The sequence below is a fragment of the Pseudomonas sp. P5_B3 genome (genome assembly GCF_056400405.1).
Genome location: NZ_JBFULI010000057.1, coordinates 12,252 through 37,012, shown reverse-complemented (window position 1 = coordinate 37,012; position 24,761 = coordinate 12,252). Strand labels below are relative to the sequence as shown.

Annotated in this window: 24 protein-coding genes; 11 read left to right on the top strand and 13 right to left on the bottom strand. The window is 61.1% G+C overall.

Annotated features, from left to right (window positions below):
* Window positions 1-242: 242 nt before the first annotated feature.
* A complete protein-coding gene (locus tag AC1DRN_RS25275; RefSeq protein ID WP_477786835.1) occupies window positions 243-1,151 on the bottom strand; it encodes a LysR family transcriptional regulator in 909 nt (302 codons plus the stop codon).
* A 106-nt stretch (window positions 1,152-1,257) separates the two neighbouring features.
* Between AC1DRN_RS25275 and AC1DRN_RS25270 the strand changes: the two genes are divergently transcribed.
* The 3 genes from AC1DRN_RS25270 (at window position 1,258) to AC1DRN_RS25260 (ending at window position 4,342) form a co-directional block, all read left to right on the top strand.
* Window positions 1,258-1,854 (top strand): short chain dehydrogenase, encoded by a 597-nt coding sequence (locus AC1DRN_RS25270; RefSeq protein WP_223463198.1) that lies wholly within the window; start codon window positions 1,258-1,260, stop codon window positions 1,852-1,854.
* Between the two features lie 110 nt (window positions 1,855-1,964).
* Complete coding sequence (locus AC1DRN_RS25265; protein WP_223463197.1) at window positions 1,965-2,633, top strand: COG3650 family protein; 669 nt, start codon at window positions 1,965-1,967, stop codon at window positions 2,631-2,633.
* A gap of 95 nt (window positions 2,634-2,728) precedes the next feature.
* On the top strand, window positions 2,729-4,342 hold the full coding sequence (locus tag AC1DRN_RS25260) for an NAD(P)/FAD-dependent oxidoreductase (protein ID WP_223463196.1): 1,614 nt from the start codon (window positions 2,729-2,731) through the stop codon (window positions 4,340-4,342).
* A 142-nt stretch (window positions 4,343-4,484) separates the two neighbouring features.
* Here AC1DRN_RS25260 and AC1DRN_RS25255 read toward each other — a convergent pair whose 3' ends face one another.
* Entirely contained in the window at window positions 4,485-5,579 is a 1,095-nt protein-coding gene (locus AC1DRN_RS25255) for a PLP-dependent cysteine synthase family protein (protein ID WP_223463195.1), read from the bottom strand.
* A 250-nt stretch (window positions 5,580-5,829) separates the two neighbouring features.
* On the opposite strand from AC1DRN_RS25255, the gene nhaA reads away from it, so the two are divergent.
* Window positions 5,830-7,017 (top strand): Na+/H+ antiporter NhaA, encoded by a 1,188-nt coding sequence (gene nhaA, locus AC1DRN_RS25250; RefSeq protein ID WP_223463194.1) that lies wholly within the window; start codon window positions 5,830-5,832, stop codon window positions 7,015-7,017.
* 103 nt (window positions 7,018-7,120) lie between these two features.
* On the opposite strand, the gene AC1DRN_RS25245 is transcribed toward nhaA, so the two are convergent.
* Entirely contained in the window at window positions 7,121-7,585 is a 465-nt protein-coding gene (locus AC1DRN_RS25245) for an outer membrane lipoprotein (protein ID WP_223463193.1), read from the bottom strand.
* A gap of 165 nt (window positions 7,586-7,750) precedes the next feature.
* Between AC1DRN_RS25245 and AC1DRN_RS25240 the strand changes: the two genes are divergently transcribed.
* Window positions 7,751-7,987 (top strand): hypothetical protein, encoded by a 237-nt coding sequence (locus AC1DRN_RS25240; RefSeq protein WP_223463192.1) that lies wholly within the window; start codon window positions 7,751-7,753, stop codon window positions 7,985-7,987.
* 5 nt (window positions 7,988-7,992) lie between these two features.
* On the opposite strand, the gene pdxH is transcribed toward AC1DRN_RS25240, so the two are convergent.
* From pdxH to dinG, 5 genes are all read right to left on the bottom strand, one after another.
* Entirely contained in the window at window positions 7,993-8,640 is a 648-nt protein-coding gene (pdxH, locus tag AC1DRN_RS25235; RefSeq protein WP_223463191.1) for a pyridoxamine 5'-phosphate oxidase, read from the bottom strand.
* A 24-nt stretch (window positions 8,641-8,664) separates the two neighbouring features.
* Entirely contained in the window at window positions 8,665-9,672 is a 1,008-nt protein-coding gene (locus AC1DRN_RS25230) for an OmpA family protein (RefSeq protein ID WP_223463190.1), read from the bottom strand.
* Between the two features lie 113 nt (window positions 9,673-9,785).
* On the bottom strand, window positions 9,786-10,931 hold the full coding sequence (locus tag AC1DRN_RS25225; protein ID WP_223463189.1) for a serine hydrolase domain-containing protein: 1,146 nt from the start codon (window positions 10,929-10,931) through the stop codon (window positions 9,786-9,788).
* A gap of 95 nt (window positions 10,932-11,026) precedes the next feature.
* Window positions 11,027-13,429 carry a beta-galactosidase gene (locus AC1DRN_RS25220; RefSeq protein ID WP_223463188.1) on the bottom strand — a complete coding sequence of 801 codons (2,403 nt, stop codon included), beginning with the start codon at window positions 13,427-13,429 and terminating at the stop codon, window positions 11,027-11,029.
* A gap of 96 nt (window positions 13,430-13,525) precedes the next feature.
* Window positions 13,526-15,670 (bottom strand): ATP-dependent DNA helicase DinG, encoded by a 2,145-nt coding sequence (gene dinG / locus AC1DRN_RS25215; protein WP_008016067.1) that lies wholly within the window; start codon window positions 15,668-15,670, stop codon window positions 13,526-13,528.
* Between the two features lie 368 nt (window positions 15,671-16,038).
* Here dinG and AC1DRN_RS25210 point away from each other — a divergent pair, with 368 nt between their 5' ends.
* Window positions 16,039-16,503 carry a CopD family protein gene (locus AC1DRN_RS25210; protein ID WP_223463187.1) on the top strand — a complete coding sequence of 155 codons (465 nt, stop codon included), beginning with the start codon at window positions 16,039-16,041 and terminating at the stop codon, window positions 16,501-16,503.
* 187 nt (window positions 16,504-16,690) lie between these two features.
* Here the strand turns inward: AC1DRN_RS25210 and AC1DRN_RS25205 are convergent, their stop codons facing one another.
* From AC1DRN_RS25205 to AC1DRN_RS25190, 4 genes are all read right to left on the bottom strand, one after another.
* The gene (locus AC1DRN_RS25205; RefSeq protein WP_223463186.1) at window positions 16,691-17,449 is read right to left on the bottom strand and encodes a collagen-like protein; all 759 of its coding nucleotides are present in this window, start codon (window positions 17,447-17,449) and stop codon (window positions 16,691-16,693) included.
* The gene (locus AC1DRN_RS25200; RefSeq protein WP_150812938.1) at window positions 17,442-17,720 is read right to left on the bottom strand and encodes a DUF1145 domain-containing protein; all 279 of its coding nucleotides are present in this window, start codon (window positions 17,718-17,720) and stop codon (window positions 17,442-17,444) included. The genes AC1DRN_RS25205 and AC1DRN_RS25200 overlap by 8 nt, the downstream gene beginning before the upstream one ends.
* A gap of 148 nt (window positions 17,721-17,868) precedes the next feature.
* Window positions 17,869-18,576: a PA1041 family peptidoglycan-binding anchor lipoprotein gene (locus AC1DRN_RS25195; protein ID WP_223463185.1), complete on the bottom strand. Its 708-nt coding sequence runs from the start codon at window positions 18,574-18,576 to the stop codon at window positions 17,869-17,871.
* Between the two features lie 90 nt (window positions 18,577-18,666).
* The gene (locus AC1DRN_RS25190; protein WP_223463184.1) at window positions 18,667-19,362 is read right to left on the bottom strand and encodes a PA1041 family peptidoglycan-binding anchor lipoprotein; all 696 of its coding nucleotides are present in this window, start codon (window positions 19,360-19,362) and stop codon (window positions 18,667-18,669) included.
* 189 nt (window positions 19,363-19,551) lie between these two features.
* On the opposite strand from AC1DRN_RS25190, the gene AC1DRN_RS25185 reads away from it, so the two are divergent.
* The 4 genes from AC1DRN_RS25185 to AC1DRN_RS25170 all read left to right on the top strand — a co-directional run bounded on the left by AC1DRN_RS25185 (window position 19,552) and on the right by AC1DRN_RS25170 (window position 21,314).
* Window positions 19,552-20,049, top strand: coding sequence for a DUF6231 family protein (locus AC1DRN_RS25185; protein ID WP_223463183.1), 498 nt, complete (start codon window positions 19,552-19,554; stop codon window positions 20,047-20,049).
* Between the two features lie 4 nt (window positions 20,050-20,053).
* Window positions 20,054-20,530, top strand: a complete 477-nt coding sequence (locus AC1DRN_RS25180) for a YchJ family protein (RefSeq protein ID WP_223463182.1) — start codon at window positions 20,054-20,056, stop codon at window positions 20,528-20,530.
* 86 nt (window positions 20,531-20,616) lie between these two features.
* A complete protein-coding gene (locus tag AC1DRN_RS25175) occupies window positions 20,617-21,111 on the top strand; it encodes an LEA/WHy family protein (RefSeq protein ID WP_223463181.1) in 495 nt (164 codons plus the stop codon).
* Window positions 21,108-21,314, top strand: a complete 207-nt coding sequence (locus AC1DRN_RS25170; protein ID WP_150718625.1) for an SEC-C metal-binding domain-containing protein — start codon at window positions 21,108-21,110, stop codon at window positions 21,312-21,314. Before AC1DRN_RS25175 ends, AC1DRN_RS25170 begins: the two co-directional genes overlap by 4 nt.
* A 72-nt stretch (window positions 21,315-21,386) precedes the next feature.
* Here the strand turns inward: AC1DRN_RS25170 and AC1DRN_RS25165 are convergent, their stop codons facing one another.
* Complete coding sequence (locus tag AC1DRN_RS25165) at window positions 21,387-21,944, bottom strand: cysteine hydrolase family protein (protein ID WP_223463180.1); 558 nt, start codon at window positions 21,942-21,944, stop codon at window positions 21,387-21,389.
* Window positions 21,945-22,138: 194 nt separating this feature from the next.
* On the opposite strand from AC1DRN_RS25165, the gene AC1DRN_RS25160 reads away from it, so the two are divergent.
* The gene (locus AC1DRN_RS25160; RefSeq protein WP_223463179.1) at window positions 22,139-24,589 is read left to right on the top strand and encodes a penicillin acylase family protein; all 2,451 of its coding nucleotides are present in this window, start codon (window positions 22,139-22,141) and stop codon (window positions 24,587-24,589) included.
* Window positions 24,590-24,761: the final 172 nt, after the last annotated feature.

Here is a 24,761-nt window from a genome sequence, read left to right as displayed (position 1 = left end):
CCCCTAATTAGGGTCGTTGGGCATCGATTCTCATCGAGGCGCGGGGGCCACAACCCCAACTCAGACGCCGGATAGATGAAAGCAAGCCAAACACGACATCAACAACAGTATTGCAGAAAAGGGGGTAACCATAGATGTGGGAGCGAGCTTGCTCGCGATGACCATTTCACATTCAAAGAAGATGTTGTCTGACCTACCGCTATCGCGAGCAAGCTCGCTCCCACAATGGTCTGTGTGATGGTTTAGAGCCGATCCAGCACCTCCCCACTGCGCTTGAACCACCCGATCAGATAATCCGCCAGCACCTGCGTGCGCTTGGGCAATCCGCCCTGATACGGATGCACCAGATACATCGGCATGCTGCGGGTCTGATAATCGCGCAGCAGCCATCGCAAACGCCCCTCCGCCAGCTCCGTTGGCAAACAGTAGGACGGCAGGCGTGCAATACCGGCACCGACCAGCGCGGCTTTCTTCAAGAGGTTGTAGTGGTTGCTGGCGAACGGACCCGACACCCRCACCCGCAATAACTCGTGCTGCTGGTGATACAGCCATTCTTCGCGGCCGCTGTAATGGCTGTTGAGCAGGCAGCGATGTTCGGCCAGCGCCTGGGGCGTTTGCGGTTCACCGTATTGCTCCAGATAGGCCGGGCTGGCACAGGTCAGTTCTTGCCACGCCAGCAACGGACGCGCCACCAGTCGCTGGTCAATCGCCACGTCAGAACGAATCGCCAGATCGAAGCCGTCGCGGGACAGATCGCGGTAGCTGTTGTTGAGCTCCAGTTCGATCTGCACTTGGGGATACTTGGCGGAGAACTCCAGCAATAAGCCATCGAAGAAGGTTTCCCCGAGTGATACCGGCACCGTCATCCGCACCGGGCCGGCCATGTCGTCCTTCAGCCGCGCCAGGGCCTGACGCGCCCGCTCGACTTGCACCACCAGCGCCTGCGCCTGTGGTAACAACGCAGCGCCGGCTGCCGTCAGGCTCAAACGGCGAGTGGTACGCTGCAACAACACCACAGAAAACTGCGCCTCCAACTGGCTGATGCGCTTGGACAACTGGCCTTTGCTGCAACCGAGCTGTTGCGCCGCCAAAGTAAAACTCCCCGCTTCGATCAACACCGCGAACGCCGCCAGGTCATCCATCTCGCTCATGGATTGTTTCCATTTGAAAACCAAAGGTTGCCTATTAGTGCGCTTATCTGCAGAAAAAACCACCCTAAACTGAAACCTCGTTCAACCCACACGAGGATCAGCCCCCATGAAAATTCTTTTGATCGGCGCAGGCGGCACCATCGGTTCGGCTATCGACAAAGAACTGTCGCAACGCCACGAAATCATCCGCATCGGCCGCACCAGCGGCGACTATCAGGTGGACATCAGTGACAGCGCCTCGATTCGCAAACTGTTCGAGCAGACCGGAAAATTCGATGCACTGGTGTGTGCCGCCGGCAACGTGACCTTCGCACCGCTCAACGAGATGACCGAAGAAAGCTTTGCCCTGGGCTTGAAAGACAAGCTCATGGGCCAGGTCAATTTGCTGCTGATCGGCCGTGAGTTCGCCAATGACAGCGCATCGTTCACCTTCACCACTGGCGTACTGAGCCACGATCCGATCCGTAGCGGTGTTTCGGCCTCGCTGGTCAACGGTGCGCTGGACAGCTTCGTTCGCGCCGCCGCCATCGAACTGCCGCGCGGCCTGCGGGTGAATTCGATCAGCCCGAATGTCCTCGTCGAAGCCATGGGCAAATACGCGCCGTACTTCCGTGGATTCAAGCCAGTTCCTGCGGCGGATGTGGCCTTAGCCTACGCCAAAAGTGTGGAAGGGTTGCAAACCGGTCAGACCTTTCATATCTGAAGACCGAACAACCCGAGTTGTACCAGTGCCTGTACAAAGTGGAGGCAATAACGGGTTGTGATGAACGGTCAGCCTGAGTAACGTGGCGGCACTTGTCAGGAGACCCCAAGATGCGTGTTGCCCGTTCCTTAGTCCTCGTTGCCCTGCTTCCGCTGTTCGCCGCTTGCCAGTTGTTCGAGGGTGAACGGCAGAGCGCCTCCCATGTCGGCCAGACACGCATGCAAGGCCAGCTGACCGCGGCGGACGGCAAGCTGCTGTTCCAGCCGTGCAACCAGGCAAACCGGTATGTGGTCAACGACACGGGGGCTACCAGCGTCCTGCAGCAGGCCGCAAACCTGGCGGACAAACAGGGCAAGCTATTTGCCGACGTGCGTGGGCGGGTTGTCGCCGGCAGCGGTGGTGACGGCCAGCTCGATCTGGAGCAGCTGTACCGCGTCGAGCGCTCGGGCACCGCATGCGAGGATCCGAATTTCAAGCAGCTGATCCTGCGCGCCGCCGGCCATACGCCGGAGTGGAACGTGAAAGTCAGCGGCAAAGGCATGGTCATCGACCGGGCCGGTCAGCCGCCGTTGGCCGTGCCTTACGTCGAGGAGCAACTGGGCGATGGCCGATTCAACCTCAGCACCGAAGCCAACAACCAGCACATCGAACTGTGGGTTGCACCGCAACGTTGCGTCGACAGCAGCACCGGCAGCATCCAGCACATGAGCGCCGAGCTGCGCATCGACGGCCAGGTACAGCGCGGCTGCGGGTATTTCGGCGGATCGCGCGACGACTGATCGTTTAAGCCTCACGGGCCTTCGCCTTTGAGGCTTATAATCGCGGGCTTCAAACGCCCTGGCGCAGTTGTGCGCCCCGCGAACCGGATCCCGCCATGTTACGAATCACCGAACTCAAGTTGCCGATCGACCATCCCGAAGAAGACCTGCGCCCTGCCATCGTGCAGCGCTTAGGGCTTGCCAGTGATGACCTGCTCGATTTCACCTTGTTCAAGCGCAGCTACGATGCGCGTAAAAAGTCCTCCGAGCTGTGCTTCATCTACACCATCGACCTTGAAGTTCGCGACGAGGCGACGGTGCTGCACAAGTTCGCCGATGACCGTAACGTCAGCGTGGCGCCGGATGTCAGCTACAAAGCGGTAGGCCAGGCACCGGCCGACCTGAGCGCGCGGCCGATCGTCGTCGGCTTCGGTCCGTGCGGGATTTTCGCCGGGCTGCTGCTGGCGCAAATGGGCTTCAAGCCGATCATCCTCGAGCGCGGCACCGAAGTACGCCAGCGCACCAAGGACACCTGGGGCCTGTGGCGCAAAAGCGTGCTCAACCCGGAATCCAATGTGCAGTTCGGCGAAGGCGGCGCGGGGACATTCTCCGACGGCAAGCTCTACAGCCAGATCAAGGACCCGAAGTTCCTCGGTCGCAAGGTCCTGCACGAGTTCGTCAAGGCTGGTGCCCCGGAAGAAATCCTCTACGTCAGCAAGCCGCACATCGGTACGTTCCGTCTGACTGGCGTGGTGGAAAACATGCGTGAGCAGATTCGCGCCCTGGGTGGCGAAGTGCGCTTCCAGCAGCGGGTCACCGACGTGTTGATCGAGGACGGGCAACTGGTCGGCGTCGAACTCAACGGCGGCGAGCAGATCCACTCGAAACACGTGATTCTGGCCCTTGGCCACAGCGCCCGCGACACCTTCCGCATGCTTCACGGCCGTGGTGTGTTCATGGAAGCCAAGCCGTTCTCGGTGGGTTTCCGCATCGAGCACCCGCAGTCGCTGATCGACCGTGCGCGCCTGGGCAAATACGCCGGCCACCCGAAACTGGGTGCCGCCGACTACAAGCTGGTGCACCACGCCAAGAACGGTCGTTCGGTCTACAGCTTCTGCATGTGCCCGGGCGGTACGGTGGTGGCGGCGACGTCCGAGCCGAACCGTGTGGTCACCAATGGCATGAGCCAGTACTCGCGTAACGAGCGCAATGCCAACTCCGGGATCGTCGTCGGCATTACCCCGGAAGTCGATTATCCGGGCGGCCCGCTGGCCGGTATCGAGCTGCAGGAACGCCTGGAATCCCACGCCTTTGTGCTGGGCGGCAGCAACTACGAAGCCCCAGCGCAACTGGTCGGCGATTTTATCGCGGGCAAACCGTCCACCGAACTGGGCAGCGTCGAGCCGTCCTACAAGCCGGGCGTTGCCCTGGGTGATCTGGCGCTGGCGTTGCCGGCGTTCGCCATCGAAGCGATTCGCGAAGCCTTGCCAGCGTTCGAGAAGCAGATTCGTGGTTACTCGCTGCACGACGCGGTGTTGACCGGCATCGAGACCCGTACCTCCTCACCGCTGCGCATTACCCGCAACGAGTCGTTGCAGAGCCTGAACGTGAAAGGCTTGTTCCCGGCCGGTGAGGGTGCCGGTTATGCAGGCGGGATTCTGTCGGCGGGTGTTGACGGGATTCGCATTGCGGAGGCTGTGGCTCGGGACATCCTTGGCTTGGAAGCCTGATACCCAATCCCGTAAACAATGCAAAACCCTGTGGGAGCGAGCTTGCTCGCGATAGCGGTAGATCAATCAACATATGTGTTGAATGTGGCGCCGCCATCGCGAGCAAGCTCGCTCCCACACTGGTTTCTGTGTCTGATGAGTTTCAGATATTGGCGCGCAGCACGCTCGCCGGCAGCGGCTCACCCCGCTCCACCGTCGCCGCCACTGCAGCCATCAAACCACTCAACTCATACCCCTGAGCCTTGAGCCAGTCCTGATCGTAATAGGTTGTGGCGTAGCGCTCGCCGCTGTCACACAGAATCGCCACCATCGACCCCGTCTCCCCCTGCGCCTTCATGTGTTGAGCGGCCATCAGTGCGCCGATCAGGTTGGTCCCGCTCGACCCGCCCACGTGGCGTCCCAAACGCTCCGCCAGATAGTGCATGGCCGCCAGTGACAGGGCATCCGGCACCTTGACCATCGCGTCGATCACCTTGGGCAGAAACGACGCCTCCACACGCGGCCGGCCGATTCCTTCGATCCGCGAGCCGTGGTCCAGTCGCAGGCTGGCATCGCCGGTCTGGTAGTAATCGAAGAACACCGAACGCTCGGCATCGGCACACAGCACGCGGGTGCAATACTGGCGATAACGCACGTATCGGCCCAGGGTGGCCGTGGTGCCCCCGGTACCGGGGCTGGAAATCAGCCAGCTCGGCTCAGGATGCTGCTCGAAACGCATCTGATGAAAGATTGACTCGGCAATGTTGTTGTTCGCCCGCCAGTCGGTGGCGCGTTCGGCGTAGGTGAACTGGTCAATGAAGTGCCCGTCGTGCTCACGGGCCAGGCGCTCGGACTCTGCATAGATCTGGGTCGGATCGTCCACCAGGTGGCTTTGGCCGCCATAGAAGGCGATTTGCGCGATCTTTTCTTTCGAGGTAGTCGCCGGCATCACCGCAATGAACGGCAAGCCCAGCATGCGCGCGAAGTACGCTTCGGAAATCGCCGTGGAACCGCTGGAAGCCTCAATGACCGGCGCCCCTGGCTTGAGCCAGCCATTACACAGCGCGTACAGGAACAGCGAACGCGCCAGTCGGTGCTTGAGACTGCCCGTGGGGTGACTGGATTCATCCTTGAAGTACAACTCGATGCCTGGAAAACCCGGCAGCGGCAAGGGGATCAAGTGGGTGTCGGCGCTGCGCTGGAAATCGGCTTCGATGATCCGGATCGCTTCGCGGGACCACTGTCGGTTGTCGCTCATGTTGGTTTTCTCGTTGAATCTGGCAGGAGTCGACCTTTTATCAAGGCTCATCCAACAAGCTTAGGAAAAAACCTACATCCAGCACAGGTACAGCTGAGGTTCAATACGCCCGGCAACTGCTAGGCTCAGCTCGGTACTGGCGGCTCACTCTGTAACGACATATAACAAAAAAGAATATAACTTTTGTTTTAACAACTAACAGTACTTGTTAGGGTGTAACACCTTTTGAATTCACGGATGGAGAGCGACCTTGCCTCTGCGTAGCACTTTCACGCGTTTCTTTCAGTTGGAAGCTGCCAGCGGTCTGTTACTGATCGCCGCTGCCGTTCTGGCTCTGATCATCAACAACTCGCCGCTGGCGTGGCTGTACAACGGCCTGCTGGACACCCCCGTGGTGGCGCAGATCGGCGCGCTTAAAATCGCCAAGCCGTTGCTGCTGTGGATCAACGACGGCCTGATGGCGTTGTTTTTCCTGCTGATCGGCCTGGAAGTGAAGCGCGAAGTGCTCGACGGCCAGTTGTCCAAACCGTCGCAAATCGTCCTGCCTGGCGCGGCAGCGATTGGTGGCATGGTGGTGCCGGCGCTGATCTACTGGTACCTCAATCGCGACACGCCACCGGCCCTCAACGGCTGGGCAATCCCGACCGCTACCGACATCGCCTTCGCCCTTGGCGTGCTGGCGCTGCTGGGCAAACGCGTTCCGGTCTCGCTGAAACTGTTCCTGATGACCCTGGCGATCATCGACGACCTCGGCGCGATCATCATCATTGCGATCTTCTATTCCGGCGCCCTGTCGACCCTGTCCCTGGCGCTGGCCGCGGCCTGTATTGCAGCGCTGATCGGGATGAACCGGCTCGGCGTGGTCAAGCTCGGGCCCTACATGATCATTGGCTTGATTCTCTGGGTCTGCGTGCTCAAGAGCGGTGTCCACGCCACGCTGGCCGGTGTGACCCTGGCTTTCTGCATTCCGCTGCGCACAAAAAATGCCGAGCCCTCGCCATTGCTGACCCTGGAACACGCCCTGCACCCGTGGGTCGCCTACGGCATTCTGCCGCTGTTCGCGTTTGCCAATGCCGGCCTGTCCCTGAACGGTGTCACCGTCGAAAGCTTTACTCACCACGTCCCCATGGGCATCGCCATCGGGCTGCTGCTGGGCAAGGCCGTCGGTGTCTTCGGCCTGACCTGGCTGGCCGTGAAAACCGGTATCGCCGCCCTGCCCCAAGGCGCCAATTGGGGCCAGATTCTGGGCGTGGCGATTCTTTGCGGCATTGGTTTCACGATGAGCCTGTTTGTCGGCTCGCTGGCCTTTGAGCCAGGCGTGAGTGATTTCGCCGGGATGGATCGCATGGGAATCCTGACCGGTTCGATTCTGGCCGCGCTGATCGGTTATGGGGTGACGGCGATGGCGAGTCGCAAGGGTTCCAGCCTTGCATCCTGATAAACCGCGATAACGCCTGGCGCCAATCCAGACTCACCTCAGCCAAAAACAAAAAACCCGATCAGTCACCTGATCGGGTTTTTTGTTTATCCGGCGTTTACGCTTAGTGCGAAACGCGGCTGGTGCCACCCACACTGGCGATACGCACACGCTCACCAACACGGAACACTTCGTTTGGCTGCACTTCCTGAACGTAGGCGCGCATGCTGCCATCGTCTTCACGCACGGTGATTTCCACGCCCTGGGTGCGGGTCAAGCCTTCTTCAGCGGCCGAACCGAGCAGACCGCCAGCTACAGCACCGACGACCGCAGCAACGACGCTGCCTTTGCCACCACCGATGGAGCTGCCACCAACGCCGCCGACCACTGCGCCTGCAGCGCCGCCGATCGGGGTTTTGGTGCCTTCGATTTTCACCGGACGCAAGGCTTCGATGGTACCCATGCGAACGGTCTGCACGCGACGCGCTTCGTCACGGGAGTAGGAGTCACCGGTCAGGCTCGATTGGCAACCAGTGAGCAACATCGCCATCGTGGAAAAGGAAGCAACCAGTAGTACAGACTTACGCATAGCATCAACTCCAAAGAACCGGATATTCATTAGACTCCGCAGCTTGACGCCTGTCACGGCATCGCCCGGATAAAATTGGCTTGATTCAGGCTCCGTTAAGGCGCCTCCACGAACTCACACAGTAGCGGCAAAAACGGAAAACTACCCCACTGGCCAAGGATTTTCATGGACTACTTTATCATTTTCGTTACTACCGTCGCTGGACTGTATTTCCACTGGTGGCTGTACGTACGGATAAAACGCTGGATGGACCGCGACCTGGCACTATCGCTGGCGGGCAAGGATGAGCAGAAAAAAGCCTTCATGCTCGAACGGTTGGCGAGTGCTCAGGCGCAGAAGATCAAGCGTCGAGACCTGCCGAAGTGGCTGGAGGCCGCTGCGGCAGACTATCCCGGTGGGTAAACTGCTCAGGGGGCCAGACGTTCAAGAATCCAGCCGGCACCCTGCTGGCGGTAATTGAGGCGGTCGTGCAGGCGGCTTGGGCGGCCTTGCCAGAATTCGATGCGCTCCGGCAGCAGGCGATAACCACCCCAGTGTTCCGGGCAATGCGGCTGGGTGTCGCTGAAACGTTGCTCGGTGTCCTTGAGCAGCGCTTCCAACTCGCCACGATCGGCGATCACGCGGCTCTGCGGCGATGCCCAGGCCCCCAGGCGACTGCCCAGTGGACGGACCTGATAATAGGCATCGGACTCCTCAGGCGTGACCTTCACCACCCGCCCTTCGATGCGCACCTGGCGCTCCAGCGCCGGCCAGAAAAACGTCATGGCCGCGAACGGATTCGTGGCCAGGTGTTGGCCCTTGGCGCTTTCGTAGTTGGTGAAAAAGGTGAAGCCCTGCTCGTCCAGGCCCTTGAGCAACAGAATGCGACAGTGCGGTCGACCGTCCTGGTCAACGGTGGCCAGGGTCATGGCATTGGCTTCCACCGGTGCCTGTTCGGTTTTCACCGCGTCGGCGAACCACTGGTGGAACAGCGCAAACGGCTCAGCCGGGGCTTGTGCCTCGGTCAAGCCATCACGAGTGTAGTCACGACGCATATCAGCCAGGCCCTGGGTCATGGCGCATTCCTTTTGGTTAACGAATCACTGCTTTGCAGTATCGGTGGCGGCGACTTTCTTGTCAGCCGCAGCGGCTTTGGCTGGCGCAGTCTTTTTCGCCGGCGTTGCGGTTTTCGCGGGTGTTTTCTTGGCCGGTGCTTTTTTGGCTGGCGCCTTTTTCATGGTCGGAACGGCCGCTTTTTTAGCAGCAGGGGCCGGTGTAACAGGTTTGGCGACCGGTTTGACGTCAGCGGCAGCGACCATGGTCACCGGGGCTGGCGCCGGCATGTTGTACTTGCTCAGCAACGCAACCATGGTGTTTTGCGGGGTCACCAGCAGTTCCACGCGGCGGTTCAACGCACGCCCTTGCACGCTGTCGTTGGCGGCACGCGGTGCATCACCGCCCAGGCCACGCAGCATCAAGCGATCACGCTGCAAACCACTGAGGCGGAAAATTGCCGCAACGGCCTGGGCACGCTCCTGGCTCAGTTTGACGTTGGCCGGTGCAGCGCCGGACGTATCGCTGTGGCCGAGGATCAAGACAGCGGTCTTTGGATCGGCTTCAAGGATTTTCGCGACCCGGGTAAACGGACCGAGTGTGTTCGGCAGCAGCATGGCCGGACGATCAGGGTTGAACGAGCCTTCGACAGGCGCAGTCACCACCAGCACGTTTTCGCGGCGCTCGAGTTGCATGTTGCTGCCCTTGACCGCCTCGCGCAGACGCGGTTCGTAGTCGTCAAGCCAGGCCTGGGTGACTTTCGGGTCTGCCATCGGCACAGCCTTGGCGGCGCTCTGCTCGCTGCCGCCGAACGGCCAGTACCACTTGCTGCCGCTAGCGGTTTCGGCCTTGGCCACCGCAACGGGTTTGACTTCAGGTTTCACCTCAGGCTTGACCGCGGGCTTGCCGGCGCTGTCGTCGGAACCGAACGGCCAGTACCAGTGGCTGCCGCTTTCAGTCTTGGCAACGGGGGCCGTCGCGTCTTTCTGTGGAGTCTGTGCGCAACCGGTAATAGCGAAGCACAGGGCCAAGGCGAGGGTTTTATTGGATGACATTGGATATCCACAAAAATGAAGGCAAAAAAATCAGGCCACATCGGCCCGTATAAACAGACGCTTTGAAACTGGAAAGGCAATCGGGTTCCAGCACTGGAACCCGATAACCGCTTTTACAGACAAGTGGCCAGAACCCGCACCAGCTTTTGCGCGCGCGGATCCATCAAGACGTACGGCCCCAGGGTATTTGTCACAAATCCGAAGGCCACATCGTGCTCCGGGTCGGCAAAACCGATGGAGCCGCCGGCGCCGGGATGACCAAATGCCCGCGGACCAAGGCCGAAGGTGGCATTGGCGACGTCCGGTTGATCGAGCATGCAACCCAGGCCGAAACGGGTCTGGGTCAGTAAAGTCTTGTCCTCGCCGAGGCTGTGCTCGCGGGTCAGTTCATCGAGCATATCGCTTTCCAGCAGGCTGCCGTCGAGCAGGCCTGCATAGAAGCCGGCCAGGCTGCGGGCATTGCCATGGCCATTGGCGGCCGGCTGCTGCATGCGTCGCCACTCGGGTTTGTTGGTGCTGGTCATGATCGACGGCGGGTTGGTGAACGCCCGGGTCGTCATGGCCGTTGGCTCGCGCATGGTCACTTGCAGCAGGCGCTGGGCGGCGGCATCGCCGACATTGCCCTTGCCCCGCGCAATGTGGGCCACGCGATAGAACTCTTCGTCGGCCAGGCCCACATGGAAGTCCAGGCCCAAGGGTTTGGCGACCCGCGCGACGATGGATTCCCCCGGTCCACGACCGTCGGCACGGCGCAGCAATTCGCCGACCAGCCAGCCATAGGTGATCGCCGCATAACCGTGGCCTTCGCCCGGCGTCCACCATGGCGTTTCGGCGGCCAGGGCATCGACCATGGTTTGCCAGTCGTAAAGGGCTTCGGGGGCCAGTAACTCGCGCAATGCCGGAAGGCCGGCCTGATGGCAGAGCAATTGTCGCAGGGTGACGGACTCTTTGCCGGCGGCGGCGAACTCAGGCCAGTAGCGCGCGACCGGGGCATCCAGTTGCAGCTTGCCTTCGGCCACCAATTGCAGCGCGGTGACGGCGGTAAAGGTCTTGGTGCAGGAGAACAGGTTGGCGATGGTGTCGCTGTGCCAGGCCTCGGCCCCGTCCTTGTCGGCGGTGCCGGCCCACAGATCGAGGACGGTTTCGCCACCAATCTGAACGCACAACGCTGCGCCACGCTCCTGGGGATCGTCGAACAGCGCAGCGAACGCCTCTCGCACCGCTTCGAACTTAAGCTCGTAATGACCCTGAATCTGCACCCGCAACTCCCCGGATTAACGCTCTACAAAGTGGCGGGCATTGTTCCAGCCCTTGAGGGTTTTGGGAACAGGGTTGGGCCGGGCGGTTGTGGCGATTAATGACCTTTGCCGGAATGCCCGCCAGCGCCCTTCCCCGGCCCCTTGCCGGCCTCGGCCTTGCGGCCGCCCTCGGCGTCGTGACTGACTTTGTCGGCGGCGGCCGCAGCCTTCTCGGCCTCCTTGCCCAATTGCTCGACCGTCGTCAGGTTGCTCTTGCGCACGCTATCGACAAAGCCCTGGAACGGCAGATCAGTAATGCCCACCAACCCGAAGTGACCGTTTTCACCGTCAAGCAGGCGCCCGGTGACCGGTTGATCGAGGTACTGGAACCAATGCACGCCAACAATCGACGGCTCGCTCAAGGCCTGCTTGAGGAAGTTGGCATACGCCGCGCCGCGGTCCTCCTCCTTCGCCAACGGCGTGACGCCGCCCCAGAACGGGCCACGATCAGTCGAGCCGAAATTGAACTCGGTAATCAGCACGGGTTTGTCGAGACTGCGCAGTTTGGCGAAGTCGTAACCATCCTGGGGTTGCAGGGTATACATGTTGAAGCTCAACACGTCGCAGTACTGGGCGCAGGACTCCACGGCTTGCGGCGTGCTGATGGCGAAACGGCCGCCGAGCAGCAGCTGGTTCGGCGCATGCCACTTGAGTGAATCGGAGATGGTCTTGAAATAGGTGTCGGCAAAGACTTTCTGGAAGTATTTGAAGTCAGCCTCGATTTCCGGGTGCTCGGTACTTGGCAATGGCGGCACAAAATCCGGATCTTCCATCAGTTCCCAGGCCGGCAGATCAATGCCCCAGGCTTCCGACAGGCCAGCCTGATTGCGGTACTTGTCACGCAGCTGTTTGAGGAACGCGCGCTTGGCCGGCACGTCGGTGGTCATCTTCAAGGTACCGTAGGCCAGAGCATAACGGGCTTTCGGGTCATCGCCGGGACCGGCCCAGGCCAGTTCATTGTCAGCGTAGTAACCAATCAGCCACGGATCGTCACGATGGTCGCGAGCGGCAATCGCCACGGCACGTTCGGCGGCCATGGCAAAACGCGGGTCGAACGGGTCGGGCATGCCGCCCCACCAGTCGGTACCGGTGCTGATGCTGGCGTAGTCGCCGACGATCGACAGCGGCAAGGTGTACGGCACGCGATCAGCGTTGCCCAGTACGGGTGCGCTCCAGTTGCCAATGGTGTTGAAGCCCCAGGCCTGCAAGCGATCAAGGGTGTGACTGGCCCAGCGTTGCTCGTCGAACTGCGCTTTGCACGGTTCGACAGATTCTGGCTCTGCGGCTTTCGCTACCGTCGCTTCGGACTTGGCCGCTTCGGCAACGCCGGCCTTGGTTTCGCTGCCCAACGCGCAAGGATCGCCATACAGACGCTGCAGGTTGGCAGCGTAGAAGTCGTACCAGCGTCCGGCATTGTAGCCGCGTCCTTGATCGGCCCCGTTGCCGCCACGGTTGTCGCCTTCGCCGTAATGGCTGGCCAGGGCCTCGTCAACCTTGGGCAGGGATTCGAACATCCACTCGCGACCGGCAACGTAGGTCTGGTTGACGTCTGCAGCGACGGTGTTAACCCCTAGCGAATAAAACGGGTGTCCTTCCGGCGTCACCAGATACCAGCGTCCGTCGCGTTTCTCGGTGCGGAAAAAGCCGCTGGCCTTGAAGGACGGGCCTTTGGTCAAACCACCGAACTTGTCCAGGGAGGACTTTTCGCGATCGGCCAGCCAGGTTTTCAGTTGCTGCTGCTCCTTGCTGGCGGCGCCTTTCAGTTGATCGTCGCTGCTGATTTTTTCCGGCCATTTGGCCCGGGTCGACTGACCGTAAGCATCCACCAACCCGCCATACACAGCTTGGGTGACCGACTCGCCGTCCTGCACACCAAAGCGCTCCAGCAAGATGCTTTGCGCGACCTTCGGCTGGTCCATCGACAAGCTCACCGACACCACCTGGCTGCGATCCAGTTCACCGGCGCTGCTGGCCAGCAACACGCGCTGCCCCTCGACAGTCATCGGCATCGGCGGGCCAGACTTCATGCCCTGGCTCAGCGGTGATGTCGCTTGCAAAGGCACCAACAGTGTTTGCGCAGGCCCCGCCGGCAGATCGACGCGGCTGACCAGTGTCTTGCCGTCGTTGCTCTGGATGGTTACGTACAGGGTCAAGGCCCAGTTCATGGCGTTCTGGATCCGCAGGCTCATGACGCCCGACTGCGACCAGTCCCAGGCGCCGGTTTGCGGAGTCAGGCGCAAAGTCGGTCGGGCGACCGGGTTGAACGTCACCCGGCGCAGCACTTCGCCCTCGGGGGTTTGCTCGGCGTTGGATTGCGGCAGGCTGGCGTCCTGAGTCGCCACCTGGACCACGTCGGCGGGGCGCACAAAGTTGAACAGCGTCTGCGGACTGGCGGGAGCGGCCAGCAGCGGTGTTGCGAACAGCAGGGCAAAAACAGCAGGCAACGAACGGCAAATCATGAGAACGAAAATCTCCCTAACGACCTTCAATGGGCCAGTGGAAAAGCGATGGCAGAGAGATAGACAACGCGGTGGGCAAAACCGCCCACCGGTGTTTCAGGAAATTTCTCGACGGAACGGCGGCAACGCGTTGAGGATGGCTTTGCCATAGCGCTGGGTCACCAGGCGCCGGTCGAGCAAGGTGATGGTGCCGCGGTCTTCTTCGGTGCGCAGCAAGCGACCACAGGCCTGGACCAGCTTCAGCGAGGCGTCCGGCACGGAGATTTCCATGAACGGATTGCCCCCCCGGGCTTCGATCCATTCGGACAAGGCTGCTTCGACCGGATCATCAGGTACCGAGAATGGAATCTTGGCGATGACCACGTGCTCGCAATAGGCACCGGGCAAGTCGACCCCTTCGGCGAAGCTCGCCAGGCCGAACAACACGCTGGAGTCGCCGCCATCGACTCGCGCCTTGTGCTTGTTGAGGGTTTCCTGCTTCGACAGGTTGCCTTGGATGAACACTTGCTTGCGCCAGTCGCGGTCGAGGCCGTCGAACACGTCCTGCATCTGTTTACGCGAGGAAAACAGCACCAGCGTACCCCGCGAGCCTTCGACCAACTCAGGCAGATCCCGAATGATCGCGGCGGTATGCGCTGCTGCATCACGGGGGTCGGCGTTCAGGTTCGGTACCCGCAACACACCGGCATCGGCATGATGGAACGGGCTTGGCACCACCGCCGTCACGGCTTTTTTCGGCAGGCCGGCGCGCATGCGGAAGCGGTCGAAGGTGCCGAGGGCAGTCAAGGTCGCCGAAGTCACCAGACAGCCATACGCCACGTTCCACAGGTTGCGGCGAAGCATTTCCGCCGCGAGGATAGGACTGGCGTTGACCTCGATGTCGAATAGTGAGCCGCTTTCGGCCAGGGTCAGCCAGCGGGCCATGGGCGGGTTGTCTTCCGGGTCTTCGACGGTGAAGGCGGTCCACAGCTCCCAGTTGCCGGAAGAGCGCGACAGCAAGCTGCCGAACAGTGGATACCACTCTTCGGCCTGGTTGCTGGCGATGCCGATGTTGACCTCGCCGTCCATGCCTTCCTTGAGCAGGTCGGTCAGGCGGGTGAACAGGTCGGTCAGGCGCGCGAAGCCTTTCTTCAGCTCGATGCCCATTTCACGCATGTGCTCGGGAATCACCCCGCCGACGAATCGGTGACGCGGGCGCTCGCGGCCTTCAACGTCTTCGCCGGGTTTGAAATCGGCAATCTGCTCGCAGGCGGTGAACATGAACTGCTGCTGGGTCTTGATCTCCCGCGCCAGCTCCGGCACCTGCTCGATCAACTTGCCCAGGTCGCCCGGCAACGGGTGCTGGGCCAGCAGTTTGGTGAGGTTCTTGGCGGTGGTTTCCAGCCAGTCGGCGGTGGAGCGCAGGCGCGTGTAATGGGCGAAGTGGCCGATGGCCTTGTCTGGCAGGTGATGGCCTTCGTCGAACACGTAGATCGTGTCGCGTGGGTCCGGCAGCACAGCGCCGCCGCCCAGGGCTAGGTCGGCCAGGACCATGTCGTGGTTGGTGACGATCACGTCGACCTTGCCCATACCTTCGCGGGCCTTGTAGAAGGCGCACTGGCCGAAGTTCGGGCAATGACGGTTGGTGCACTGGCTGTGGTCGGTGGTCAAGCGCGCCCAGTCGGCGTCTTCGAGGGCGGTGGACCAACTGTCGCGGTCGCCGTCCCACTTATTGCCGGCGAGCTTCTCGATCATGCTGGTGAACAGCTTCTGGCTGGCCTCATCGACCTCGATCTTGAAACCCTCTTCTTCGAACAACTGCGCCGTGGCGGTCTGTGCGTGACCTTCCTGGAGCAACATGTCGAGCTTGGACAGGCACATGTAGCGCCCGCGGCCCTTGGCCAGGGCGAAGCTGAAGTTCAGCCCGCTGTTGCGCATCAGGTCGGGCAGGTCCTTGTAGACGATCTGCTCTTGCAGGGCCACGGTGGCCGTGGCGATCACCAGGCGTTTGCCGGCGGCCTTCGCCGTGGGGATCGCCGCCAGACTGTAGGCCACGGTCTTGCCGGTGCCGGTGCCGGCTTCCACCGCGACTATCGCGGGGTCGCCACTGCGCCGGCCTTCGTCGTCGGTGTCGATGTCACCCAGGACCTTGGCGACTTCGGCGATCATCAGGCGTTGGCCATAACGCGGCTTGAGGCTCTTGGCTTCGAGAAAACGCGAGTAGGCGCCCTGGATCGTGGTTTTGAGTTCAGTGCTGATCATGGATTGTCGGGCGCAAAAAACGCTGGATAAATTTTCAGTAGTTTGAGGGGGCGTTCTCAGTTAGTTTCCACGCCGCGTTGTCGCCTTAAAGCGAGCCAGGCAAGGCGCAGGCCGCTGGGAATGGTTGTTCCCTTTCCAAGGCCTGCAACGCAGTCTGGCTCGCTTTAAGGCACAACCCGAAGGGCCGGGCCTGCTGTTGTGCAGGGCGGCGTTGCTCGAAGCTTATTTGGAATGACCAAACTACGCTTCTCGCGCCTTGCCCTGCACAACAGCAGACCCGGCGCGGCGCGGAAACTAACTGAGAACGCCCCCTGAATCGGTCGCTATCATACCCCGCTAATGAATCCCGCGCAGAACGGAGTAACCCAATGACACCTTTTAGCCTCATTTATAGCCTGCATGTACTGGCGGCCCTGGTCTGGGTCGGCGGCATGTTTTTCGCCTGGATGGTCCTGCGTCCCGCCGCGATCACGGCACTGGAGGGCCCTGCCCGGCTGAAGTTGTGGGTAGAAGTGTTTCAAGGTTTTTTCCGCTGGGTCTGGGTGGCGGTGGTGCTGTTGCCAGTCAGCGGCGTGGGCATGCTGAATCTGCACTTCACCGGTTTTGAAAACGCGCCGCGCTATGTGCAGGTGATGATGGGCTTGTATGTGGTGATGACCGCGCTGTTTATCCGCATTCAGGCGCTGATGCTGCCGGAACTGCGCACTGCCGTGGCAGGGCAGGACTGGCCGGCTGGGGCGGCGGTGCTAGGGCGGATTCGCCGGTTGGTGGGGATCAATCTGCTGGTGGGGCTGGCTGTGGTGGCGATAGCGGCGGTTCGGCCGATGTTTTGAAGAACTGTGGCCCGGGATGCTGTTGTGGCGAGGGGGCTTGTCGGATCGCCGCACCGTCCCGTTCGGCTGCGAAGCAGTCGTAAAACAAGACACCGCTAACCTTCAGCAGTATTGCGATTGCCGGAATTGGGGCCGCTTCGCGGCCCAACGGGGGCAAGCCCCCTCGCCACAAGGCTCTCAGTGTTTCTTACATCCGCTGTACTGTCACCGAACCCGCCGCCCCTTCAGGCCCAGGCTGACCATCAGCCCCGGGTTTACCGCTCTTGCCGCCATCAGCCTTGTAAATCAGGCAGCCCTTGGCCTTGCCACCCGCCCCCGGTTTGCCGCCCGGGCCGGCCAAGCCACCGGCACCGCCGGCCACCTGAACCTTGATCCGGTCTGCCGGATAGTCGTGCGGCACTGCCAGTTTAACCAGAGCCCCCGGAGCCCCTGGCTGGCCGTTACTGCCATCACTGCCATCGGCACCGCGACCGGCCTGCCCCCAGGTGCAGCCCGGTTCCTGGCCGTTGGCCCCATCGAGACCAATAAACCCCGGTGCACCCGCACCACCACGAGCATCAACGATCAATTGTGGTGCGTTCAGTGCCTTGATCTGCAAATCAAGATTGCGTCCGGATCGGGCGGCCTTCTGGTAAGTCCCCGGAGCGCCACGGGCGGTGATCTGGCTGCCTTCGGACAAATCAGCGCGACGGACCTTCAGGGCCAGCGCCTGTTCCCCCGGTACGATGGCAATGCGCGCTTCACGCCCCAGATGCAATTCACCCACGGTGACTTCCGTGACGTTCGAAGGAATCAGCAAGGTGCCGTAATCGGCCACTTCCAGGCGCTCCAGTTGCAGGGTGCTGGCGGTGTTGGGCAAGCGCATCAGCGAGTTGGTTTCGACACTCACCACCTGTGCACTGGCCAATGGGCTGATGAGTGCAGCGAGCAGACAGAGTTTACGCATGGGAAGCCTTCGAAGCGGTGGGGGCTGGAATGGTTTGCAGGTGGAATACGCCAAAAATAACGATCTTCAGGCGGTCAAGCCAGGGATGGGCACGACCTCGAAGGCTGCGATAGCACAGCAACGCTTCCAGAAGATGGATGAACCCCAACAGGCCGCCGGCCAGGTTGACCAACGGGTGCAGCGGAAAGACAAACGGTGTGAGCAGATTGACCAGCACTACCGCCCAGAACAGCAAGGTCAGTAATCGCCCCAGTCCCCATATGACTTTCATACGCGCCCCCGATGAGAATTATTGTTTGCGCGCACAGTAACGGCTTCCACGCGGGATAATCCAGAGGGCAACGGTAAAATCTTCATGGAGGCCGCCGAACGGCCGTCGCAGCGATCACACCTGTCGCCCGACGGCTCTATCTCTTGGCTCAGCGATTTATATGCAGATCCACGCGACGGTTTTTCGCACGGCCTTCTTCTGTTTCGTTGTCGGCAATCGGTTGGCTCGCGCCCTTGCCTTCGCTGGTGACTTTGTTCGGCGCGACACCCTGGCTCAACAGGTATTGCGCCACGCTGCTGGCACGCCGCTCCGACAAGGCCTGGTTATAGGCACCCGAACCGACGCCGTCGGTATGGCCGACCACCTTGATGCTGACCACATCGGCATCCTCGAACTTGCTCATCAACGCATCCAGTTGACTCTTCGCCGTCGGGGTCAGGTCGGACTGATTGAAGACAAACAGTACATCGCTCAGAGTAATGACTTCGGATTGCGCAGGCTCGGCCTGGACGCTGTCCGGGTACTGCGGCGCCGGGCAGCCTCGATGGTCGACCGGGGTATTGGCGGGAGTATCAGCGCAACGGTCGCGTCGGTCGAAAACGCCGTCGCCGTCTTCGTCGCCATCCTGGGCATAGCAGATCAAGCCACCGGACAAGATACCCAGCGTCGCCCCACCCGCGGCCCAAGCGCCGCTCTCGATTGCGCCCAGACCACCTCCGACCAGGCCGCCGATCAGGCTGCAAATTGGCCAGGTTCGTTGATTGAGGGGGGCAGTGCCATCGCTGTGGGTGGCGCAACCGGTCAAGAGGCTGCCGAGTAGCAGAACCGGCAAGACGGTCCTTGTGAGAACGATCATGTTGAAAGCTCCTGTGTCACCGGCCAATACCGGTTACACAGGAGTAAAGACCCGCATCCGCGACTGCACAAGGCGCGGACGCGGGGGGGCTTAACGCTGGATTTTGATTTCCGTACGACGGTTCTGTGCACGGCCGTCAGCGGTTTTGTTGTCCGCAACTGGCTGGCTTTCACCGGCACCGACAACCGACACGAAGTTGCTGCGAGGTACGCCTTGCTCGACGAGGTATTCAACCACCGAGTGGGCGCGTTTATCCGACAGTTTCTGGTTGTAAGTGTCGCTGCCGACGCTGTCGGTATGGCCGGTTACGGTCAGTTGAGCATTAGGGGCCTCGGCTTTCAAGCGAGTAGCAATCTTGTCGAGTACCTGCTTGTCGGACGAGGTAAGCGTGGCCTTATTAAACTGGAAGTGAACATCGCGGATGACGATGGTTTCTTCCTTGACTACAGCCACTTCTTCGACCACAGGTGCAGGTGCAGGTGGTGGGCAACCGTTGGCATCGACCCGAACGCCTTTAGGCGTGCCAGGGCACTTGTCGCGACTATCCAGCACACCATCGCCGTCTTCGTCGCCATCACCATGAACCCAGCAATAAGCCGCCGCCGTACCGCCGACGAGCAGAGCACCATACCCTGCCCATGCCGAGCTTTCGGTCGCACCGAGGCCCGCACCCACGACACCACCGACCGCCGCGCAGGTAGGCCAGTCGGTTTTCTGCAAACCTGCGCAACCAGTCAAGACACTGGTTAGCAGAACCAAGGGTAATGCTGTCCGTACTATGCTCATCTAGTTTTCTCCTGAGGGATCGGCTTAAAACCGATTCAGGTAGTAAAGACCCGAGTTTTAATCTCCGCCAGCAATAGGCCATGCTGTTTATTCGCGTATTCACGACAGGCTGGCGTTTTTGTCGCCGGGCTGCTCTAGGCCCGAACGTTCGGGCAGGCTAGTCTTGGCAGATCTGATTGAGGATCTTCGATGATTGCAGGTATTTCTTCACGCACGCCACAACAGGCACTGGCCGCTTTACTTGATCGATATGCCCCCGCGCGCCTGTTGTTGATCGGCGCCAGCGAGTTCCCGGCGCTGGAGGCTTTCAAGCTCGCTCACCCGGACAGCAGCGTCGCTTTCGCTGCCCCCGGCCCATTGCCCGACGAGTTGGCGGCCCGCCGTTTCGACCTGGCCCTGGTGGTCGATTGCCTGGAGCATTTGCCCAAGCGCGACGGCCTGAACCTGCTGGGTGGTATCCGCAACCTCAACGCCAGCCGCATCGCCGTGCTGGCGGATCTGCCGGCCTGTGGCTGGCAGGAAACCGACTTTTTCTCCCTGGCCCTGCAGGCCAGCGAACGCTTTCAGCGGGACGAACAGGTCTTGACCCTGTTCACCTACGATCTGCTTGAATACAAACAAGTCCCTGACTGGCTCAATTCGCGCTTCTGGGCCAATCCGGAAAACTTCGGGAAATACTGGTGGTAATGCAATGAGTACATCCATTTGCCCTTGCGGCAGCGGCACCCTGATCGACGCCTGCTGCGGTCACTACCATGCCGGGCACCCGGCGCCATGCGCCGAAGCCTTGATGCGCTCGCGCTACAGCGCTTACGTGCTGGGGCTGGTCGACTATCTGGTGGCCACCACCCTGCCCGCCCAGCAGGCCGGCCTGGACCGTCAATCGATCAGCGACTGGAGCGCGCAAAGTACGTGGCTGGGCCTTGAGGTGGAAAGCTCCGAAGTACTGGGCGGCCAGCCTGAACACGCCTTCGTGACCTTCACTGCACGCTGGCACGACAGCAATGGCGAGCACAGTCACCGCGAGCGTTCGTCATTTGTGCAAAACACCGGGCGCTGGTATTTCATCGACCCCACCGTGCCGCTCAAGCCCGGACGCAATGACACCTGCCCGTGCGCGAGTGGGCAGAAGTTCAAGAAGTGTTGCGCAGGGTATTTCAGCAGTTAGGACATGGAATGTCTGTCCACCCAGCAGGAGCTGCCGAAGGCGCGATCTTTTGGGTCTGGACTGGGGCTCAAGGGAGAAACACCACAATGATCATCCGCCGTGGCGCACTCTATCTGCTCACGTTGTTCCTGGCGCTCGGACTCGGCGGCTGTGCATCGTGGTTCGACGACGACTTGCCGGACCCCGAGGTCCATCTGGTGAAGATCGAGGTGGTCAGCGCCAAACTGCTGGAACAGAAATTCCTCCTGCACTTTCGCATCGACAACCCCAACGACAGCGACCTGACGGTGCGCAGCCTGGAGTACCGCGTTCACCTGGGCGACATACTGCTGGCCGATGGCGAGTACGAACACTGGTTCACCATCGGCCCCAGGCACAGCGCTTACTTCAAGGTGCCGATCCGCACCAACCTGTGGTCCAAGGTCCGTGATCTGGCCAAACTGCTGAAAAAATCCGATCAACCCATTCCCTATCGTCTGGAAGGTGAACTGGAAACCGGTATATTCATCGCCCACTACGTGCACCTGGCGCGCAATGGCGTGATAATCGCCGCCGATTTAATTCCGGAGCAACACCGATGACCCAGCAACCCCACGTCCACGGCCCTGACTGCAACCACGATCATGACCATCAGCACCATGATCACGACCACGGCCATGTCCACGGTCCGAACTGCGGCCACGCTCACCAGGAGCCGGTGCGCAATGCCCTGAAAGACGTCGGCCGCAACGATCCGTGCCCATGCGGCAACGGCAAGAAATTCAAGAAGTGCCACGGCGCTTGATGCTTCGGGCGAAGGCATTCTTCGCCTGTTGAATCACCGCCCTCTCCTGTGGGAGCGAGCTCCCACAGGTGCTTAGTCGATTGACAGAATCTGCCTACTGCTGACCACCGTCGCATACTCCCCATGCAAATTCCCAAGCGACATCGCGTGCACCTCTTCGGCGCTATGGGCATGGCCGAAGAAATCAGCCTTGTCGAAGGTAAAGCACGCATCCTCGGCCACCCAGGTATCAAACCCCAGGTTGCCTGCGGTGCGCGCCGTGGATTCCACCGAATTGTGGGTCGCGACACCCACGATGATCAACTGTCCGATCCCCGCCTCGCGCAGCCCAGCCTCCAGCCCCGTCGAACAAAACGCATCCGGCACCTGCTTCTGGATCAAGCGTTCACCGGCCATTGGCTGAAACCGTTCCTGAAACTCCACCCCCGACTGCTGCGGCCAGAACACTGACTCCTCCGAGCGGGACAGGTGCTGCACATGGATCACCGGCCGAGCGGTGTGCCGCCAATGGCCGAGCAATTCCAGCATGCGCGCTTCAGCCTGAGGGTTATTCCGGCGGCCGAGTCCGGGATGCAGGATGCCTTTTTGTTGATCGATGATGATCAGTGCCGCGTTTGCCTTGAGCTCCATGCTGACTTTTCTCCAGGATTGTTGACCGTGTCGCACTTCAACATCACCCATTGCGACTGGCAAGACTGCGATCTTTTTGGTTTTTTAGACAAATCCTGAAATAACCTTGTACCCCGCTTGCGCGGCCACCTCCCGCTCACTAACGTAGCGCCTTTATTGCGCGCCGCCGCCTCTACCCCCGCAGGAGCTTTGCCATGGCCTCGCCAGCCCTTACTCATTTTCTACCCCGGTTCGGCGTTGCCGCAGCAGTGGTCGGTGCCTTGAGCCTGACCGGTTGTCAGAATTTCAACGCCCAGGACACCCTCCCGCCGACCTCCGGCGTACAACCGCTCAAGGGCCTGGCGCAGAACGTTTCGGTGCGCCGCAATGCCATGGGCATGCCGCTGATCGAAAGCAACAGCTTCCACGACGCGCTGTTCACACTCGGTTACGTGCATGCCAGCGACCGCATCACGCAGATGGTCACCCTGCGCCTGCTGGCCCAGGGCCGTCTGGCCGAAATGCACGGTGCCGACCTGCTGGATGCCGACCGCTACATGCGGGCGGTCAACCTGAAGAAAAGTGCTGGCGAGTTGTACAAGGCCTCTTCGCCGCGTCTCAAGCGTTTCTTCGAAGTCTATGCGCGCGGCGTCAACGCCTACCTGTTCCGCTACCGCGACAAACTGCCGGCGGACCTCGCGGCCTCCGGGTACCAGCCTGAATACTGGCAGCCGGAAGATTCGGCGCTGATTTTCTGCCTGTTGAACTTCAGCCAGTCGACCAACCTGCCGGAAGAAATTTCCGCGCTGGTACTGGCCCAGACCGTCACCACCGACAAACTGGCGTGGCTGACGCCGTCGGCTCCCGACGAAAAACTGCCGGTCGCCGAAAGCGAAAAACTGCAAGGCATCAAACTCAACGGGCAAGTGCCGGGGCTGGCCGAACTCAGCAAGGCCACCGGGCAACTGGCGGACCTGAACCTGCTCGGCGCCACCTCGTCGAATAACTGGGCCATCGCCCCGCAACGCAGCCGCAGCGGCAAGAGCCTGTTGGCCAGTGACAGTCACGACCCGCTGGGCGTGCCTTCGTTGTTCAGTTACGTGCAGATTCGCGCGCCGAAGTATCAGGCGTCCGGCGTGACCATCGCGGGCCTGCCAATGGTGCTCGGTGGTTTCAACGGCAAGGTGGCATGGAGCATGACGTCCGTGATGGGCGACAACCAGGACCTGTTCCTGGAGAAGATCAAACGCCAGGGCAACGGGCTCACCTACGAAAATGCCGGGAAGTGGCAGCCGGCGATCGTGCGCAACGAAACCTACTTCGTCAAAGGCCAGCGACCGATTCGCGAAGCCGTGTACGAAACCCGCCATGGCCCGCTGCTCAACAGCGCTCAGAGCAGCACTCTGGCCAATGGTTTCGGCCTGGCCTTGCAGACGCCGAGCTTCACCGACGACAAGACCCTGGATGCGTTCTTCGACCTGTCCCGCGCCCAGAGCGTCGAGAAAGCCTCTGATGCCAGCCGCGAAATCCGCGCCATCGCGCTGAACCTGGTGTTTGCCGACGCGAGCCACATCGGCTGGCAAGTCACCGGTCGTTACCCGAACCGTCGCGAAGGCGAAGGTCTGCTGCCCTCTCCGGGCTGGGAAGGTCGTTACGATTGGGACGGCTACGCCGACCCGATGTTGCACCCGTACGACCAGGACCCGGCACAAGGCTGGCTCGGCACCGCCAACCAGCGGGTCATTCCCCATGGCTACGGCATGCAGTTGTCCAATTCCTGGGCCGCTCCGGAGCGCGGCGAGCGCCTGGCCGAACTGGCCGGTGCAGGCAAACACGACAGCCGCAGCCTGATCGCCATGCAATACGACCAGACCACTACCTTCGCTGCCAAGCTGAAGAAAATGTTTGAAGCGCCGGGCATGGCCCAGCCTCTCAAACAGGCCATGGACGCCTTGCCGGCGGCAGATCGTGCCAAGGCACACGAGGCCTACAGCCGCCTGATGGCGTTCGACGGCAAGCTCGGCCCAACCTCCACCGATGCGGCCATCTACGAACTGTTCCTGCAGGAAAGCACCCGGCAGATCTTCCTCGATGAACTGGGCCCTGAAAGCAGCGCGGCGTGGAAGGCCTTTGTCGCCGACGGCAAATTGTCCTACACGGCCCAGGCCGATCACTTGCTCGGGCGTGAGGACAGCCCGTTCTGGGATGACGTGCGCACCGCACAGAAAGAAGACAAACCGGCGATCCTCGCCCGCAGCCTCGCCGCAGCGATCAGCGCAGGCGACAGCCAATTGGGCAGTGATCACAAGGCCTGGCAGTGGGGCAAACTGCACCGTTATGAATGGAAAAACAGCAGCGGCCAGACCGTACGCGGACCGCTGCCGGCCGGTGGCGATCACACCACGCTCAACACCGCCGCCTTCGCCTGGGGCCAGGACTTCAACACTACGCTGGCGCCAGCCATGCGCTTTATCGTCGACTTCGGCCAGTCCGAGCCGCTGATGGCACAAAACGGCACCGGCCAATCCGGCAACCCGGCCAGCCCGAACTACCTCAACGGCATCGAACCGTGGCTCAAGGGCCAGTACATGAGCCTGCCGATGCAGCCGCAGAACTTCGACAACGCCTATGGCAAGGCGCGGTTGACGCTGACGCCAGGAAAGTAACCCCGCCCTTTTCCTGTGGAAACGAGCCTGTTCGCGAAGGCGATTCAACATTCAAAATAGAGGTTGAATGTTGAATCGCCTTCGCGGTTGCGCTGGCGCAAGGACAAGTCGGTCGACGAAGCCGATAGCTTGACGACCCTGAAAAATCTGCTCAGCCAAGCCCTCTTCTCAT

What these genes read in the sequence shown, in the direction of transcription:
- AC1DRN_RS25205 (WP_223463186.1), bottom strand. Translation starts at nt 17,449, where the DNA reads ATGCGTAAACTCTGTCTGCTCGCTGCACTCATCAGCCCATTGGCCAGT.
- AC1DRN_RS25165 (WP_223463180.1), bottom strand. Translation starts at nt 21,944, where the DNA reads ATGGAGCTCAAGGCAAACGCGGCACTGATCATCATCGATCAACAAAAA.
- AC1DRN_RS25180 (WP_223463182.1), top strand. Translation starts at nt 20,054, where the DNA reads ATGAGTACATCCATTTGCCCTTGCGGCAGCGGCACCCTGATCGACGCC.
- AC1DRN_RS25230 (WP_223463190.1), bottom strand. Translation starts at nt 9,672, where the DNA reads ATGTCATCCAATAAAACCCTCGCCTTGGCCCTGTGCTTCGCTATTACC.
- AC1DRN_RS25240 (WP_223463192.1), top strand. Translation starts at nt 7,751, where the DNA reads ATGGACTACTTTATCATTTTCGTTACTACCGTCGCTGGACTGTATTTC.
- AC1DRN_RS25175 (WP_223463181.1), top strand. Translation starts at nt 20,617, where the DNA reads ATGATCATCCGCCGTGGCGCACTCTATCTGCTCACGTTGTTCCTGGCG.
- dinG (WP_008016067.1), bottom strand. Translation starts at nt 15,670, where the DNA reads ATGATCAGCACTGAACTCAAAACCACGATCCAGGGCGCCTACTCGCGT.
- AC1DRN_RS25260 (WP_223463196.1), top strand. Translation starts at nt 2,729, where the DNA reads ATGTTACGAATCACCGAACTCAAGTTGCCGATCGACCATCCCGAAGAA.
- AC1DRN_RS25210 (WP_223463187.1), top strand. Translation starts at nt 16,039, where the DNA reads ATGACACCTTTTAGCCTCATTTATAGCCTGCATGTACTGGCGGCCCTG.
- AC1DRN_RS25200 (WP_150812938.1), bottom strand. Translation starts at nt 17,720, where the DNA reads ATGAAAGTCATATGGGGACTGGGGCGATTACTGACCTTGCTGTTCTGG.
- AC1DRN_RS25270 (WP_223463198.1), top strand. Translation starts at nt 1,258, where the DNA reads ATGAAAATTCTTTTGATCGGCGCAGGCGGCACCATCGGTTCGGCTATC.
- AC1DRN_RS25190 (WP_223463184.1), bottom strand. Translation starts at nt 19,362, where the DNA reads ATGAGCATAGTACGGACAGCATTACCCTTGGTTCTGCTAACCAGTGTC.
- AC1DRN_RS25170 (WP_150718625.1), top strand. Translation starts at nt 21,108, where the DNA reads ATGACCCAGCAACCCCACGTCCACGGCCCTGACTGCAACCACGATCAT.
- AC1DRN_RS25160 (WP_223463179.1), top strand. Translation starts at nt 22,139, where the DNA reads ATGGCCTCGCCAGCCCTTACTCATTTTCTACCCCGGTTCGGCGTTGCC.
- AC1DRN_RS25195 (WP_223463185.1), bottom strand. Translation starts at nt 18,576, where the DNA reads ATGATCGTTCTCACAAGGACCGTCTTGCCGGTTCTGCTACTCGGCAGC.
- pdxH (WP_223463191.1), bottom strand. Translation starts at nt 8,640, where the DNA reads ATGACCCAGGGCCTGGCTGATATGCGTCGTGACTACACTCGTGATGGC.
- AC1DRN_RS25220 (WP_223463188.1), bottom strand. Translation starts at nt 13,429, where the DNA reads ATGATTTGCCGTTCGTTGCCTGCTGTTTTTGCCCTGCTGTTCGCAACA.
- AC1DRN_RS25185 (WP_223463183.1), top strand. Translation starts at nt 19,552, where the DNA reads ATGATTGCAGGTATTTCTTCACGCACGCCACAACAGGCACTGGCCGCT.
- AC1DRN_RS25255 (WP_223463195.1), bottom strand. Translation starts at nt 5,579, where the DNA reads ATGAGCGACAACCGACAGTGGTCCCGCGAAGCGATCCGGATCATCGAA.
- AC1DRN_RS25245 (WP_223463193.1), bottom strand. Translation starts at nt 7,585, where the DNA reads ATGCGTAAGTCTGTACTACTGGTTGCTTCCTTTTCCACGATGGCGATG.
- AC1DRN_RS25265 (WP_223463197.1), top strand. Translation starts at nt 1,965, where the DNA reads ATGCGTGTTGCCCGTTCCTTAGTCCTCGTTGCCCTGCTTCCGCTGTTC.